The sequence below is a fragment of the Burkholderia sp. Ac-20384 genome (assembly GCF_017104605.1).
Classification (GTDB): Bacteria; Pseudomonadota; Gammaproteobacteria; order Burkholderiales; family Burkholderiaceae; genus Burkholderia; species Burkholderia lata.
The window spans coordinates 1-14,110 of record NZ_JAAGPE010000103.1; the positions used below are offsets into that span (position 1 = coordinate 1).

Consider the following 14,110-nt stretch of genomic DNA (forward strand, 5'->3'; position numbering starts at 1 on the left):
TCCAGCGCGACCGTCGCGCCGGAATTCGCGGTCGCGCTCGGCGCGCGCATCGAGGCCGCCGGCCTGCAGATGCTCGATGCGCCCGTGTCGGGCGGCGCCGCGCGCGCGGCCTCCGGCGAGATGACGATGATGACGTCGGGCCCGGCCGCCGCGTACGCGGGCTGCGAGGACGTGCTCGCCGCGATCGCCGGCAAGGTCTATCGCCTCGGCGATGCGCACGGCATCGGCTCGAAAGTGAAGATCATCAACCAGTTGCTGGCCGGCGTGCACATCGCGGCAGCGGCCGAGGCGATGGCGCTCGGCCTGCGCGAAGGCGTCGATGCCGATGCGCTGTACGACGTGATCACGCACAGCGCCGGCAACTCGTGGATGTTCGAGAACCGCGTGCCGCACATCCTGAACGGCGACTACACGCCGCTGTCGGCCGTCGACATCTTCGTGAAGGATCTCGGCCTCGTGCTCGATACCGCGCGCCGCAGCAAGTTCCCGCTGCCGCTGTCGGCCACCGCGCACCAGATGTTCATGAGCGCATCGAGTGCCGGCCACGGCGGCGAGGACGATTCCGCCGTGATCAAGACATTCCCCGGCATCACGCTGCCGCCCGCCCGCTGATTCGAACGACGCTTCCGCCATGACCGCTTCCGCTTCCCGTCCCCTGCTCGGCTGCATCGCCGACGATTTCACCGGCGCGACCGATCTCGCGAACATGCTCGTGAAGAGCGGCATGCGCACCGTGCAGACGATCGGCGTGCCCGCCGACGGCACTGCAGTTGATGCCACGCTCGACGCCGACGCGATCGTCGTCGCGCTGAAGTCGCGCACGATCCCTGCGGCCGACGCCGTCGCGCAATCGCTCGCCGCCTACGAATGGCTGCGCGCGCAAGGCTGCCGGCAGTTCTTCTTCAAGTACTGCTCGACATTCGATTCGACCGATGCGGGCAACATCGGGCCCGTCGCCGATGCGCTGCTCGATGCAGCCGGCGGCGGCTTCACGATCGCATGCCCGGCGTTCCCCGAGAACGGCCGCACGATCTATCGCGGCCACCTGTTCGTCGGCGACGTGCTGCTGAACGAATCGGGGATGGAGAATCATCCGCTCACGCCGATGAAGGACGCGAACCTCGTGCGCGTGCTGCAGCGGCAAACGAAGTCGCCGGTCGGCCTGATCCGCTACGACACGATCGCGCTGGGCGCGGCCGCCGTGCGTGCGCGGATCGAACAATTGCGCGCGGAAGGCGCGCGCTTCGCGATCGCCGACGCACTGTCGGACCGCGACCTCTACGTACTCGGCGAAGCGTGCGCGGGCTTTCCGCTCGTCACCGGCGGCTCGGGCATCGCACTCGGCCTGCCCGCGAATTTCCGCCGCGCGGAGCAACTGCCCGAACGCGACAACGCGGCGTCGCTGCCGCGCATCGACGGCCTGTCGGTCGTGCTCGCCGGCAGCGCATCGAAGGCCACCAATGCCCAGGTCGCCGCATGGCGCGCCACGCGGCCAAGCTTCCGCATCGATCCGCTCGCGGCATCGCGCGGCGAACCCGTCGTCGACCAGGCACTCGCGTTCGCGCGCGCGCACCTGCCGCAGCCCGTGCTGATCTACGCGACCGCGACGCCCGACGAAGTGAAGGCCGTGCAGCAGGCACTCGGCGTCGACGCGGCCGGACATCTCGTCGAAGCCACGCTCGCGGCAATCGCGCGCGGCCTGCGTGATCTCGGCGTGCGCAAGTTCGTCGTCGCCGGCGGCGAAACGTCCGGCGCAGTCGTGCAGGCGCTCGACGTGAAGTCGCTGCAGATCGGCGCGCAGATCGATCCGGGCGTGCCGGCAACGGCCACCATCGACGCGCAGCCGCTCGGCCTCGCGCTGAAGTCCGGCAACTTCGGCACCACGGACTTTTTCGACAAGGCGCTGCGTGCGCTGGACGGAGCCGCACGATGAGCGACGAAGCGAAACTGCGGGAAGAGATCTGCGTGGTCGGCGCGAGCCTGTATGCGCGCGGCCATGCGGTCGGCAGCGCCGGCAACATCAGCGCACGCCTCGCCGACGGCTGGCTGATCACGCCGACCGACGCATGCCTCGGCCGGCTCGACCCGAACGACATCGCGAAGGTCGGCCTCGACGGCCAGCCCGTATCGGGTGGCAGGCCGTCGAAGACGCTCGCACTGCATCGCGGCATCTACGCACGCAACGCCGAAGCGAACGGCGTCGTCCACACGCATTCGACGCATCTCGTCGCACTGACGCTCGCGGGCGTGTGGCGCGACACGGACGTGCTGCCGCCGATCACGCCGTACTACGTGATGAAGGTCGGCCACATTCCGCTGATCCGTTACCGCCGCCCCGGCGACCCGGGTGTCGCGGCCGAAGTCGCGGCGCTCGCCGACCAGGTGCGCGGCGTGCTGCTCGACCGCCTCGGCCCGGTGATGTGGGGGCCGTCGGTGTCGCACGCGTCTTACGCACTCGAAGAGCTCGAGGAAACGGCGCGGCTGTGGCTGATGACGCACCCGAAACCCGAACCGCTCGACGACGCCGCGCTCGACGAATTGCGCACCAGCTTCGGCGCGCGCTGGTAACGACGCGCCCCACAACGATTCCCATGCCCGCCATGTGCGCGGGCCCTTCCGTCAGCACACACACGACCGGCGACGTACGCGCCGCCGGCACACTACATCATTGGAGACGACGATGACTGCTCTCGACGCGGCCGCTGGCCGCTCGCCCGCCGCGCCCGCTCATGCCGCGGAACTCGACCGCACCTACAAGAAAGTGTTCTGGCGCATCGTGCCGTTCCTGATGCTCTGCTACGTGGTCGCGTACCTCGACCGCGTGAACGTCGGCTTCGCGAAGCTGCAGATGTCGCAGGATCTCGCGTTCAGCGAAACCGTGTTCGGGCTCGGCGCCGGCATTTTCTTTCTTGGCTATTTTCTGTTCGAACTGCCAAGCAACCTGCTGATGCACCGGATCGGCGCGCGCATCTGGATCGCACGGATCATGATCACGTGGGGCCTGCTGTCCGCGCTGTTCGCATTCGTGCAGACGCCGACGCAGTTCTACGTGCTGCGCTTCCTGCTCGGCCTCGCGGAAGCCGGCTTCTACCCCGGCGTGATCCTGTATCTCACGTACTGGTTCCCGTCGCATCGCCGCGCGAAGATCATCGCGGTGTTCATGTCCGCGATTCCGGTGTCGGGCATCTTCGGCAACCCGCTGTCGGGCTGGATCATGGAGCGCTTCCACGGCGGCTCGGGCTTCCACGGCTGGCAATGGATGTTCATGATCGAAGCCGTGCCGGCCGTACTCATCGGCATTGCGACGATCCTGTATCTCGACAACAGCATCCGCAGCGCGAAGTGGCTCGACGAGCGCGAGAAGCAACTGCTGGAGGACGAGATCGCCGCGCAGCCGCAGGAACAGCAGAAGCACGGCCACTCGCTGAAGGCCGTGTTCTCGGACCCGCGCATGTGGTGGATGTCGCTGATCTACTTCGCGTTCGTCACGGGCCAGTACGGCCTCACGTTCTGGATGCCGACGCTCGTCAAATCGACCGGCATCACCGATACGCTCCAGATCGGCCTGCTGTCGGCCATTCCGTTCCTCGTCGCGATCGTCGTGATGAACCTGTTCGGCCACAGCGCGGACAAGCGCCGCGAACGCCGCTGGCACCTGATCGTGCCCGCGCTGATGGGCGCGGTCGGGTTTGCGGTTGCCGCGTCGTACTCGCACAATACGGCGGTGTCGATCGTGTTCCTGTCGCTCGCGGCGGGTGGCGTGCTGACCTGCGCCCCGCTGTTCTGGTCGCTGCCGACCGCGTTCCTCGCGGGCTCCGCGGCCGCGGCCGGGATCGCGATCATCAACTCGGTCGGCAACCTCGCCGGTTTCGCGAGCCCGTACGTGATCGGCTACCTGAAGGACGCCACGCACAGCACGGCGTCCGGCATGTACGTGCTCGCCGCGATGCTCGTGATCGGCGCGATCGCCGTGTGGCTCACGCCCGCGAAACTCGTCAACCGCTGATTCGCCAGACGAACGATCCGGCCGCCATTCGACGCGGGGCGCCGTGCGCCCCGCCCCAATCATTCACAGGACCCGCTGCCATGCCACGCTTCGCCGCCAACCTCTCGATGATGTACACCGAGCACGCGTTCCTCGAACGCTTCGCCGCTGCCGCCTACGACGGCTTCAAGGCCGTCGAGTACCTGTTTCCGTACGACTTCGCCGCAGAGGACATCCGTGCGCGCCTCGACGCGCACAACCTCGAACAGGCACTGTTCAACGCGCCGCCCGGCGACTGGGCCGCGGGCGAACGCGGCACCGCTTCGCTGCCGGGCCGCGAGGACGAGTTCCGGCGCGGCATCGACCAGGCGCTCGACTATGCGCGCGTGCTCGGCAACAAGAAGCTGCACGTGATGGCCGGCATGGTGCCGCCGGGCGCCGACCGCGCACGCCATCGCGACACCTACCTGGCAAACCTGCGGCATGCGACGCAGGCCGCTGCCGCGCACGGCATCACGATCCTGATCGAGCCGATCAACCAGCGCGACATGCCCGGCTATTTCCTGAGCCGCCAGGACGGCGCGCAGGCAATCTGCGCGGAAGTCGGCGCGCCGAACCTGAAGGTGCAGTTCGACTGCTACCACTGCCAGATCGTCGAAGGCGACCTCGCGATGAAGCTCAAGCGCGATTTCGCGGGGATCGGCCATATCCAGATCGCGGGCGTGCCCGAGCGCCACGAGCCGGATATCGGCGAACTCAACTACCCGTATCTGTTCGCGCTGATCGACGCGCTCGGCTACGACGGCTGGATCGGCTGCGAGTACCGCCCGAAGGCCGGCACGTCGGAAGGCCTTGGCTGGCTCAAGCCGTACCTGTAATCCCAGCATTCTTCTAAGGGTAAAGAACATGAAAGTACTGATCACCGGCGGCGCCGGCTTTCTCGGCCAGCGTCTCGCGCGCAAGCTGCTCGAGCGCGGCGAGCTGACCGGCCCCGACGGCCGCAGCGAGAAGATCGACGAGTTGGTGCTGCTTGACGTCGTCGCAGGCAGCGATTTCGGCGACGCGCGCGTGACGCCGATCGTCGGCGACATCGCCGACCGCGCGGTGCTCGACAGCGCGATCGACAAGCAGACCGGCGCGATCTTCCACCTCGCGGCAATCGTCAGCGGGCAGGCCGAAGCCGATTTCGATCTCGGCATGCGGATCAACCTCGACGCGTCGCGCGCGCTCCTCGAAGTGTGCCGTGCGCGTGGCCATCGGCCGCGCGTCGTGTTCACGAGCTCCGTCGCGGTCTATGGCGGCACGCTGCCGGACGTCGTACAGGACGATACCGCGCTGAACCCGCAATCGTCGTACGGTGCCGAGAAGGCGATCGCCGAGCTGCTGCTGTGCGACTACGCGCGGCGCGGCTTCGTCGACGGCCGCGTGCTGCGGTTGCCGACGATCAGCGTGCGGCCGGGCCGCCCGAATGCGGCCGCGTCGTCGTTCGCGAGTGGCATCATCCGCGAGCCGCTGAACGGCGAGGAAAGCGTGTGCCCGGTGCAGGGTTCGACGCGACTGTGGCTGCTGTCGCCACGTGGCGCGATCGAAGCGCTCGTCGCCGGCTGCGAGATCGACAGCGCGAAGCTCGGCAACAAACGTGTGATCAATCTGCCCGGCCTGTCGGTGTCGGTCGACGAAATGATTGCGGCACTGCGCGAAGTCGCGGGTGACGAAGTCGTGAAGCTGATCCGCCATGCGCCGGACGAACGCGTCGAGAAAATCGTCGGTAGCTGGCCGGGCCGTTGGGATACGTCGCGCGCGGAAGCACTCGGGCTGAAGGGCGACACGTCGTTCGCGGACGTGATCCGCAGCCATCTCGCCGACGAACGGCGCTGAATCCGCGCCGCGCCGCGCGACGCACGTGGCGGGCACGGGCTACCCGGTCACATCAATGCGGCCGGGCGGATTCCCCGATAGGCAACGTCGCGCGTTTCGTTCCGCCCGGCCGGTTCGCCGAACCGGCCGCCCACTGCCATGCCAGCAGGCCCGGCAGATAGAACAGCAGGTCGCGTACGCGGCGGGCACCGGCCAGCGCGAGACAGGTCGGCGGGTCGAACCCGAGCAGCCCGCCGATCAGCACGAACCCGCCCTCCTGCACGCCGAGCCCGCCCGGCATCAGGAACGCGATGCTGCTCACGAGCTGGATCAGCGCCTCGATCGCGAGCGCCTGCGCGAAGGTCGGCTCCGCACCGAGGAAATACAACGCGAGCCAGATTTCCAGCGCGTAGCCCACGAACTGCAGCGTCTGCCAGATCACGAGATAACGCGCGACGATGCCGGTCTTTCTCCAGATCATCCGGATCGACTGATCGGTGCGCGCCGATTCGCCGACCAGCGCCACCACCTTGCCGCTCGTGACGCGGTTGAGCACGCGCATCGCGCGCTCGAACGGCCGCGCATGCTGCACCAGCGCGAACAGCAGCAGCACCGGCACCAGCGCGGCCATGCCGATCGCGAGGTTGCCGGCCACCCGCGCGGCGTCGGACGACACATGCTCGAGCACGTAGCCGATCGCGACCAGCGCGAACACCAGTTGGCTGATCAGCGTCAGTTGCATGTCGGCGACGAGGCTGGCGACGACGGTTGCCGGCCGCACGCCCGCCTGCCGCAGCAGGCCGAACGACACGATCTCGCCGCCGATCCGCGCGACCGGCAGCAATCCGTTGATCGATTCGCGGATCCACACGAGCTTCAGCATCGTCGCGAACGATGGTCGACGCGGGCCGCGGATCAGCATCCGCCAGTCCCACGCATTCGCGAGCATCGGCAGGATGTGCGCCAGCGCCGCGAGCAACAGCCCCGCACCGGCGATCTCCAGGCGATGCAGGATTTCCAGCGGATGCTCACGCCAGATCAGCCACACGGCGAGCGCCAGCCCGCCCAGCGCCGCCACTTGCCCCACATGGCGCAGCCGTGCGTCGCCCCGCGCGGCGTTCCGCTGCGCGGCATCCACGTCGGGGTTCGTCGGTGTCGTCATGATTCGCTCGCGGGCGACAGCAGGCCTTCCCGGTCGACGCGAAAGCGCGTGCCGCGCCACACGACATGCGACGAGAAGAAGCTCGATACGAACACGAAGAACTGCAGGAGATCGACGAACGGCAGCCAGAGCGCGCCGCGCAGGCCCGCGCCGGTTGCCCGGCTCGTTTTCAGCATCAGCAGCGCCCGCGCGGCGAGCGCGGCAGCCACCAGCCCGCACGCGGCGGTCGTGCCGCCGGAGAACAGCAGCGCCAGCAGCGCGAGCGGCACCGGGTGCATCAGCACCGAGCCGGCGTGACCGAGCCGGTCCGCCGCGCGAATCGTGCAGCTCCAGCGCAATTCATGTGCGTACAGCTTCGCGAACGTCTCCTCCACACATGCATGCCCGACGACGAACGGCGGAATGACGACCTGCGCGCCCACCTGCCGCACCGCTTCGCCCAGCGCATGATCCTCGGCCAGGTGATGCGCGAAACGCGTGAGCCCGCCGATACGTTCAAGTGTCGCGCGCGTGAATGCAATCGTCTGGCCAAAACACGGCCGCGCGCGCCCGATGAAGAGCCCGGTAATGACGCCCGGCAGGAAATGGTAGTTCGTCATCGCGACGGCGACGCCGGGCCAGAAGCCCGGCGATGCGATGCCGCGATACACGCTCGTCACGATGCCGACATCCGGCTGCTGCAGCGCGCCGACGACGGCGCGCAAATAATCGCGCTCGACCAGCACGTCGCTGTCGGCGAGACAGAGCACCGAATACTCCGCGTGTTCGAGCATGTTCACGAGATTGGCGATCTTGCGATTCGGCCCGTATAGCCGCGCATCGGCGACGACCTTGATGTTCGCGTCGGGGTAACGCGCGCGCAGCGTCTCGACGGCCGCGAGGGCCTTGTCGTTCGCATCGTGCACGCCGAACAGGTGCTGGACCGGCCCCGGATAATTCTGCACGAAGAAGCTTTCGAGATGCTGCACGAGTTGCCACTCGTCGCCGTGCAGCGGTTTCGCGACGGTGACGCACGGATAATCGCGCGGCTCGGCCGCCGCCCGGGAAAAGAACCGGCCGACCAGCACGCTGGCCGTGATCGTGTAAGCAATGCCCAGTAACACGCCCAGCCCGCAGACGATCGACATTGCCCCGGCCAGCGCGCGCATCACATGCAGCAAAACCATGCTTCTCCCCAGTGGTGACCCGTACGACCACGACACCCGGGAGCCGCCGCGCGCACGCGGATTCACCCGTGCGCGCCGCCGTATCGATTCCCGTGGAGCCGGATGTGAAGGACGACCAAGCGACGATACGCGCAATCAGATGACACAACTACCGTGCGGCGATCGATTCCGGTCACGCGCACGTAGCCGCATGCCACCGCGGCCCGGAACGCGACGTCGGCAAGCTTGCGGGCCGAAAGGATCGCAGTGGCAACCGCGATGACGGTCCAGATACGAAACGTCATGGTGGTGAAAAATGCTTCGGGTACGCGCCATGCAAGCAACGACACCAGCACGAAACACTGAATGAACATGCCGGCCAGCGCGGCGATCTGCAGATAGGCGCGCCATCGCTCGCTCGTCGAAGATGCCATGGTGAAAGAATCTCCCGTGCGGACGACCGATACGGATCTGAAAGATTCGAAAGGTCGCGTGGGTCAGGATCAGGAACAGCGAAAGTCCAGCGGAGAACGATTGTGGCGACGCCTGCTTAACGTTTCGTTAAGAAAGCGACCGTAGAATCCGCCCGACCGATATCGTCCCCGTCGTACGCAGGAGTCTTCATGTCCACGCCCGCCCGATATGACACCGTTGCGCGCTTGCTGCACTGGCTGATCGTCGCGCTGATCGTCGCCCAATATGCGATCGGCTGGACGATGCCCGACGTGCATCGCGACACGCAGCCCATCGGCCTGATCGCCGCGCACCTCCTTGTGGGCACCGCGCTGCTTGCGGCGATGGCCTGCCGCGTGCTGTGGCGCGCAACGCATCGCCCGCCCGCGAGTGACCTGCCGCCCGCGATGCGCGCGCTGTCGGGCGCGACGCATTTAGCGCTCTACGCGCTGCTGATCGCGGTGCCGCTGCTCGGCTGGATCAACGCGTCGTCGCGCGCATGGAGCGTGACGTTGTTCGGGATCGTGCCATTGCCCGCGCTGTCGGCGGCCGGCTCCGGATTCGGCCATGCGATGGGCGACGTGCACGGCATCCTCGCCTGGGCACTGTTCGTCGGTATTTGCCTGCACGTGGCAGCCGCGCTGGCGCACCGCTTCGTGCTGCGCGATCAGGTCGTGCAGCGCATGATGCCCTGGTGATCGCCACGCTGGCGGCAGGGCCCGCGACTGCACGCATGCATCCGGTTGCCGCCAGGGCCGATACCGACGTCGTTCCGGTTCAGCGCACGATCAGCCTGCCGACCCATCGCGCGCGGCTGGTGAGATGATCGCGCCGCCGCGCGAAGCGGCGCGCAATGACGGGCAGCGCAGCCGGCGCCCTCCTGCCGCGTCGAGCGGCACGAAGGGCTGCCGGACTGCCGTGCCGCGAACACGACGGCCTGAAGTCGCACAAGAGCATATCGACACCTAGTTGCTGGTCTGCGCCGGCATACCGGAGGCCGGTGCGTGCGCGGCGGCAGCCGCCATCCGGGCCCGGTCCTGCTCGGCAAGCTTCGCTTCCGCCGCCTGGATATCCGCCGGATACTCGCCGTCGTCTCCCTTCGCCGGGTCGTACCCGGCTGCTTCCAGGCGGATCAATTCGTCGCGAACCTGTGCGCGCGTCAGCGGCGCGGCCGATTGCGCAAAGGCCGACTGACCGACGATCGCTCCGATCATCATCAGGACTGCGATATATATTTTCATCATGAACTCCTTCAATGTTCCGTATCGATCAACCTTGTTGAATGCCTGACCTGCGAATGCAGGCGGCTGCGTCAGCTTCCGAAATAGATCGTGCAGAAGCTCGCGGGGCCGACGCATGCGGCAGAACCCTGGCGCGGCGACATCGTCGCCGGCTTGCCCGCTTCCGATGACCCGGCCGGATCGCTGCCCATCGCCGTGCTGGCCTGATGCTCCGGCATCTGTTCGGCCTGCCGCTGGAACAGCGGGCTCACGTCCGGATACGACGTATCGGTCACGAAGCGCAGCCCGTTGTTTTCGGCGTCGATCAGTTCCTGCCTGACCTGCGCGCGCGTCAGTTCCTGGGCCGACGCTTGCGTCGCGATACCCGCGAGAGAAATCGCCGCCACCGCGGCGGCCACCAGCCAATGCGTGTTCATGTTCCACTCCTTGAGAAGTCATCGAGACGACGTGCTACACCCGTATGACGACGGAGCGCGTGGGTTTATTCCCGTGCGTCGCGCAACTCGGATCACGTGGTTTCTCAGGCGTCGGGAGCGCCCGGGACGGACGTTCATGAAACTGTCATTCTTTCGTCAGCCGGCGTAACCTGACGTAACGCAGCGCCCGCCGCGCTTCGGGCAGACTGATGTCACCCCTTACGGATCGCCTTTCGATCGACCATGTCCGTCGCTTACGACTATGTAGCCGGCCTGCTGCGCACGCTGTACGACCGCCATATCGACGGCGGCGCGGTGCTCGATACAGCCGCGTTTCCCGACGCCGAGCGTTTCGTCCGTGCGTGGACCGACATCCAGGCAGAGGCATTCGCCGTGGCGCGCGACATGCCGCGCATCCCGCGTTTTCACGAGATCATGCGCGAGCAGTACGACATCTCGGCCAACGACGCACGCGACTGGCGGATGTTCATCATGCAGGCGTACGGCCAGCCGTTTCCGCGCAACCTGTCGCGCTGCCCGACCGTCGCATCGATCGTCGCGGCGTCGCCGGACGTGCTGTCGGCATCGCTGTCGTTCCTCGCACCCGGCAAGCACATTCCACCGCATCGCGGGCCGTTTCGCGGCATCCTGCGCGGCTATCTCGTGCTGTCGATGCCGAAGCGCGCGGACGGCACGCCGGCCGCCGTACTGAAAGTCGACGGCCACGAGTACCGGCTCGAGGAAGGACGTTTCCTGCTGTGGGACGACACGTTCATGCACGAGGTGTGGAACGACAGCGACGCCGTGCGGATCGTGCTGTTGCTTGATATCCGCCGGCGCGGGATGCCGCGCCTGCTCACGTGGCTGTCGAATGCGGTGATCGGCGTCGTGCGGCTCGGGATCCGGATTCGCGGGCGATCGATTCCGGTCTAGCGAACGTGGCCGGCATGCGCCGGGTGACCCGTCGTTTCGCGACTGCCCTCTCTTGTGTCGGAAAGGTGCTCAACGCACACGGGATGCCGGCGAAATAATCAGGATACCTTGTCGAATTCATCGTCCAACGCGTAGATGCCGCGCCTGGCGACGCACGGGAAAGGCGGATCGATCGCCCGCACATTCGTCAGTTCCCAGCACACGTATCCGGCACACCATTGCTTGCCTTGCGCGCGGGCTTCATCAGGCGTCCAGTCGTGTACCCCCACGACGTCGACCAACGCGAGCGCGATACCGTCAGGGTCCTCCTGCCCGTCCTGTCGCAGGAAAATCGTGTTCTGCACCAGCACGAGATCACGCAACGGCAGGGCCGGCGGCGCCCACGACCGGATTTCGACCTGCTTCCGGCCCGCGACGATATCGTCGACGGCGGGCTTGACGATCGACAGCGCGGATCGCGGCATGGCAAGTATTTCCTTCATCGGCAAGTGGAGAGCGTGCGACCGTCGATCGGCATCGCGGCCGAATCCGGCATGCGACGACGGTTCGGGCAGGATTGTTGCCGATTCGCCTGAACGTGTCGACCGGGACGAATCGGACACGCCGGCGCACCGCGACTACGCGATGCCGGCGTTCCGCCCCTGACGGATCGCCTAAACTACAGACCGTCCCCTCCGCGCGGCTCCTGCCAGCCACAGCCATGGCGCACCTCTTCTTCGCCGCCTCGATCCAGCGGCACATCGAAACGCCCGAGCGCGACATCGACGCCCACTCGGTCGGCGAAGCATTCGACACCGTTTTCAGCGAGCAGCCGCGGCTGCGCGGCTACATCCTCGACGACCAGGGTGCGCTGCGCAAACACCTGTCGGTATTCATCGACGGCCATCCGATCCGCGACCGGCAACACCTGTCCGACGTGCTCGGCGACGCCAGCCGGGTCTATGTCGTGCAGGCGCTGACGGGCGGATAAGGGGACGTATGCAAAAGCACCGACCGCGCACCCAAACGTCAGGTCGGGCCATCAGGAGCCATCGCACATGAACGATCGACTGCTCGTCGCCACCCGCAAGGGCCTGTTCGTCCTGCAGCCCGACGGCCACGGCGGCTGGACGCTCGGTGAGCCGCACTTCGCCGGCGAGCCGGTCAGCATGGCGCTCGCCGATCCGCGCGACGGCACGCTGTATGCTGCGCTGAACCTCGGCCATTTCGGCGTCAAGCTGCACCGCCAGCGCGCCGGCGCCACCGACTGGGAGGAATGCGCGGTGCCCGTCTATCCGCCGCAGCCCGCCGACGCCTCACCCTCAAGCGCCCGCGTGAATGCCGGCACCGGCGACGACGACGACGCGCCGCCCGGCCCGCCGCAGCCGCCGTGGACGCTCCAGCAGATCTGGTCGCTCGAAGCCGGCGGCGCCGACGAGCCGGGCGTGCTGTGGGCCGGCACAATTCCGGGCGGGCTGTTCCGCTCCGACGACGGCGGCAGTTCGTGGGTGCTCAACCGGGCATTGTGGGATCGCCCGGAGCGCGCCGAATGGGGCGGCGGCGGATACGACGCGCCGGGCATCCATTCGGTGATGGTCGATCCGCGCGACAGCCGGCACGTGACGATCGGCATCTCGTGCGGCGGCGTCTGGCAGACGGCCGACGGCGGCGCGACATGGCGAGTGACCGCCGACGGCATGGAAGCCGACTACATGCCGCCCGAGCGACGCGGCGAACCGAACATGCAGGATCCGCACCGCGTCGTGCAGTGTGCAGCCAACCCGGACGTGCTGTGGACGCAGCATCACTGCGCGATCTTCCGCTCGACCGACGGCGCCGAACACTGGCGGCGGATCGAGGCGCAACCTTCGAGCTTCGGCTTCGCGGTGGCCGTGCACCCGCACGAACCGGACACCGCGTGGTTCGTGCCGGCCGTGAAGGACGCGTGCCGGATTCCGGTGGACGGCAGGTTCGTCGTCACGCGCACGCGCGACGGCGGGCGCAGTTTCGAGCAATTCACGAACGGGTTGCCAAGTGCACCGGCGTACGACCTCGTGTATCGGCACGGGCTCGCGGTGGACGATTCGGGCACGCGCCTCGCGATGGCGTCGACGACCGGTGGGTTATGGACGTCCGACGATGGGGGGGAACACTGGCAGTTGGTGTCTGCGCATTTGCCGCCGGTTTACTGTGTTCGGTTCGGGTGATGGTGGGTGGGGGCTGACAGCCCCCTGTAGGGCTATCGGAGATGGGGCGCAATGACGACTTAGAAATGTTTTTCACGGACGACTGAGCCAACCTAAAACATCTCCGCCCAACATTCGCCCCGAACCTGCGGAAATGTGACCGTCCGCGTCAAATCGCAAAGCCAACTGCTCTCTCGAAGAAAAGAATGGACCAGGATTTTGCTGAACGATTTCGATCGATGCCGTATCGACACGAGAGACGATTGCGACATGCCCATAGGGATTTAACATCCACGGCGCAAACACAACGACATCTCCGACTTTTGGAACGCTCGATCCCCCGTTGACATATTGGATCAGGCCGCGCGCTGCGTTAAGTTCGCCGTCCTCAAGCCGAGAGTCAAAGAAGTCCTTTGCATTTCCACGGGCGTCGGGCATGCGGTGGCCGTAACGCTCAAAGTAATACCGCTTCACAAACTCAACGCACTGCCAGCGAAGGCCGAGATTGTAGCCGTCGGCCGTTACGGTCCGTCCATCGACGTGCCCCGTGGCACCGTTGTAGTACACGGGCACACCATCGAACTGATCGACGACCTCTCCGGGAGACCTGGACCAGTTCAGATTGGTCTTGGTACAGAACCAACCAGTGGCAATAACGAAAAGGCATCCAACTAGCCATCGCCAGCGCAATCGGCGGCGAGATGAAACCGGCGCCGTCTCTCTGATCCCGGAAAAATGTCGCGACATGTGTGA

17 protein-coding genes are annotated in these 14,110 nt (G+C 66.8%); 10 read left to right on the top strand and 7 right to left on the bottom strand.

The features are described from left to right. From ltnD to denD, 6 genes are all read left to right on the top strand, one after another. Positions 1-612: L-threonate dehydrogenase (gene ltnD, locus G3O00_RS20155; RefSeq protein ID WP_206144089.1), on the top strand; the 612-nt coding region annotated here is incomplete at its 5' end. Between the two features lie 19 nt (positions 613-631). Further along, entirely contained in the window at positions 632-1,933 is a 1,302-nt protein-coding gene (otnK, locus tag G3O00_RS20160) for a 3-oxo-tetronate kinase (RefSeq protein WP_206144090.1), read from the top strand. Then, positions 1,930-2,568: an aldolase gene (locus G3O00_RS20165; RefSeq protein WP_206144091.1), complete on the top strand. Its 639-nt coding sequence runs from the start codon at positions 1,930-1,932 to the stop codon at positions 2,566-2,568. The genes otnK and G3O00_RS20165 overlap by 4 nt, the downstream gene beginning before the upstream one ends. A gap of 112 nt (positions 2,569-2,680) precedes the next feature. Further along, positions 2,681-4,006 (top strand): MFS transporter, encoded by a 1,326-nt coding sequence (locus G3O00_RS20170; RefSeq protein WP_174931196.1) that lies wholly within the window; start codon positions 2,681-2,683, stop codon positions 4,004-4,006. Positions 4,007-4,086: 80 nt separating this feature from the next. Then, positions 4,087-4,863, top strand: a complete 777-nt coding sequence (gene otnI / locus G3O00_RS20175; protein ID WP_206144092.1) for a 2-oxo-tetronate isomerase — start codon at positions 4,087-4,089, stop codon at positions 4,861-4,863. A 28-nt stretch (positions 4,864-4,891) separates the two neighbouring features. After that, positions 4,892-5,863: a D-erythronate dehydrogenase gene (gene denD, locus G3O00_RS20180; protein WP_206144093.1), complete on the top strand. Its 972-nt coding sequence runs from the start codon at positions 4,892-4,894 to the stop codon at positions 5,861-5,863. A 52-nt stretch (positions 5,864-5,915) separates the two neighbouring features. Here the strand turns inward: denD and G3O00_RS20185 are convergent, their stop codons facing one another. From G3O00_RS20185 to G3O00_RS20195, 3 genes are all read right to left on the bottom strand, one after another. After that, positions 5,916-7,004, bottom strand: a complete 1,089-nt coding sequence (locus tag G3O00_RS20185) for a lysylphosphatidylglycerol synthase domain-containing protein (protein WP_206144094.1) — start codon at positions 7,002-7,004, stop codon at positions 5,916-5,918. Then, complete coding sequence (gene hpnI / locus G3O00_RS20190) at positions 7,001-8,170, bottom strand: bacteriohopanetetrol glucosamine biosynthesis glycosyltransferase HpnI (protein WP_206144095.1); 1,170 nt, start codon at positions 8,168-8,170, stop codon at positions 7,001-7,003. The genes G3O00_RS20185 and hpnI overlap by 4 nt, the downstream gene beginning before the upstream one ends. 62 nt (positions 8,171-8,232) lie before the next feature. Then, on the bottom strand, positions 8,233-8,583 hold the full coding sequence (locus G3O00_RS20195; protein WP_174931191.1) for a hypothetical protein: 351 nt from the start codon (positions 8,581-8,583) through the stop codon (positions 8,233-8,235). 189 nt (positions 8,584-8,772) lie between these two features. On the opposite strand from G3O00_RS20195, the gene G3O00_RS20200 reads away from it, so the two are divergent. Then, positions 8,773-9,300 carry a cytochrome b gene (locus G3O00_RS20200; protein WP_206144096.1) on the top strand — a complete coding sequence of 176 codons (528 nt, stop codon included), beginning with the start codon at positions 8,773-8,775 and terminating at the stop codon, positions 9,298-9,300. Between the two features lie 267 nt (positions 9,301-9,567). Here the strand turns inward: G3O00_RS20200 and G3O00_RS20205 are convergent, their stop codons facing one another. After that, complete coding sequence (locus G3O00_RS20205; protein ID WP_206144107.1) at positions 9,568-9,843, bottom strand: DUF4148 domain-containing protein; 276 nt, start codon at positions 9,841-9,843, stop codon at positions 9,568-9,570. Positions 9,844-9,914: 71 nt separating this feature from the next. Beyond that, positions 9,915-10,259: a DUF4148 domain-containing protein gene (locus G3O00_RS20210; RefSeq protein ID WP_206144097.1), complete on the bottom strand. Its 345-nt coding sequence runs from the start codon at positions 10,257-10,259 to the stop codon at positions 9,915-9,917. A gap of 243 nt (positions 10,260-10,502) precedes the next feature. Here G3O00_RS20210 and G3O00_RS20215 point away from each other — a divergent pair, with 243 nt between their 5' ends. Next, positions 10,503-11,192 carry an aspartyl/asparaginyl beta-hydroxylase domain-containing protein gene (locus tag G3O00_RS20215; protein ID WP_011354077.1) on the top strand — a complete coding sequence of 230 codons (690 nt, stop codon included), beginning with the start codon at positions 10,503-10,505 and terminating at the stop codon, positions 11,190-11,192. A gap of 98 nt (positions 11,193-11,290) precedes the next feature. On the opposite strand, the gene G3O00_RS20220 is transcribed toward G3O00_RS20215, so the two are convergent. Then, entirely contained in the window at positions 11,291-11,674 is a 384-nt protein-coding gene (locus G3O00_RS20220) for an ASCH domain-containing protein (RefSeq protein WP_241025250.1), read from the bottom strand. 218 nt (positions 11,675-11,892) lie between these two features. On the opposite strand from G3O00_RS20220, the gene G3O00_RS20225 reads away from it, so the two are divergent. Then, positions 11,893-12,162, top strand: a complete 270-nt coding sequence (locus G3O00_RS20225) for a MoaD/ThiS family protein (RefSeq protein ID WP_011354075.1) — start codon at positions 11,893-11,895, stop codon at positions 12,160-12,162. Positions 12,163-12,229: 67 nt separating this feature from the next. Beyond that, a complete protein-coding gene (locus G3O00_RS20230; RefSeq protein WP_206144098.1) occupies positions 12,230-13,378 on the top strand; it encodes an exo-alpha-sialidase in 1,149 nt (382 codons plus the stop codon). Between the two features lie 72 nt (positions 13,379-13,450). Here the strand turns inward: G3O00_RS20230 and G3O00_RS20235 are convergent, their stop codons facing one another. Next, the gene (locus G3O00_RS20235) at positions 13,451-14,104 is read right to left on the bottom strand and encodes a CHAP domain-containing protein (protein WP_206144099.1); all 654 of its coding nucleotides are present in this window, start codon (positions 14,102-14,104) and stop codon (positions 13,451-13,453) included. Between the last annotated feature and the right edge of the window lie 6 nt (positions 14,105-14,110).

What these genes read in the sequence shown, in the direction of transcription:
- G3O00_RS20215 (WP_011354077.1), top strand. Translation starts at nt 10,503, where the DNA reads ATGTCCGTCGCTTACGACTATGTAGCCGGCCTGCTGCGCACGCTGTAC.
- denD (WP_206144093.1), top strand. Translation starts at nt 4,892, where the DNA reads ATGAAAGTACTGATCACCGGCGGCGCCGGCTTTCTCGGCCAGCGTCTC.
- G3O00_RS20225 (WP_011354075.1), top strand. Translation starts at nt 11,893, where the DNA reads ATGGCGCACCTCTTCTTCGCCGCCTCGATCCAGCGGCACATCGAAACG.
- hpnI (WP_206144095.1), bottom strand. Translation starts at nt 8,170, where the DNA reads ATGGTTTTGCTGCATGTGATGCGCGCGCTGGCCGGGGCAATGTCGATC.
- G3O00_RS20235 (WP_206144099.1), bottom strand. Translation starts at nt 14,104, where the DNA reads ATGTCGCGACATTTTTCCGGGATCAGAGAGACGGCGCCGGTTTCATCT.
- G3O00_RS20210 (WP_206144097.1), bottom strand. Translation starts at nt 10,259, where the DNA reads ATGAACACGCATTGGCTGGTGGCCGCCGCGGTGGCGGCGATTTCTCTC.
- otnK (WP_206144090.1), top strand. Translation starts at nt 632, where the DNA reads ATGACCGCTTCCGCTTCCCGTCCCCTGCTCGGCTGCATCGCCGACGAT.
- G3O00_RS20205 (WP_206144107.1), bottom strand. Translation starts at nt 9,843, where the DNA reads ATGAAAATATATATCGCAGTCCTGATGATGATCGGAGCGATCGTCGGT.
- G3O00_RS20220 (WP_241025250.1), bottom strand. Translation starts at nt 11,674, where the DNA reads ATGAAGGAAATACTTGCCATGCCGCGATCCGCGCTGTCGATCGTCAAG.
- otnI (WP_206144092.1), top strand. Translation starts at nt 4,087, where the DNA reads ATGCCACGCTTCGCCGCCAACCTCTCGATGATGTACACCGAGCACGCG.
- G3O00_RS20230 (WP_206144098.1), top strand. Translation starts at nt 12,230, where the DNA reads ATGAACGATCGACTGCTCGTCGCCACCCGCAAGGGCCTGTTCGTCCTG.
- G3O00_RS20200 (WP_206144096.1), top strand. Translation starts at nt 8,773, where the DNA reads ATGTCCACGCCCGCCCGATATGACACCGTTGCGCGCTTGCTGCACTGG.
- G3O00_RS20170 (WP_174931196.1), top strand. Translation starts at nt 2,681, where the DNA reads ATGACTGCTCTCGACGCGGCCGCTGGCCGCTCGCCCGCCGCGCCCGCT.
- G3O00_RS20185 (WP_206144094.1), bottom strand. Translation starts at nt 7,004, where the DNA reads ATGACGACACCGACGAACCCCGACGTGGATGCCGCGCAGCGGAACGCC.
- G3O00_RS20165 (WP_206144091.1), top strand. Translation starts at nt 1,930, where the DNA reads ATGAGCGACGAAGCGAAACTGCGGGAAGAGATCTGCGTGGTCGGCGCG.
- G3O00_RS20195 (WP_174931191.1), bottom strand. Translation starts at nt 8,583, where the DNA reads ATGGCATCTTCGACGAGCGAGCGATGGCGCGCCTATCTGCAGATCGCC.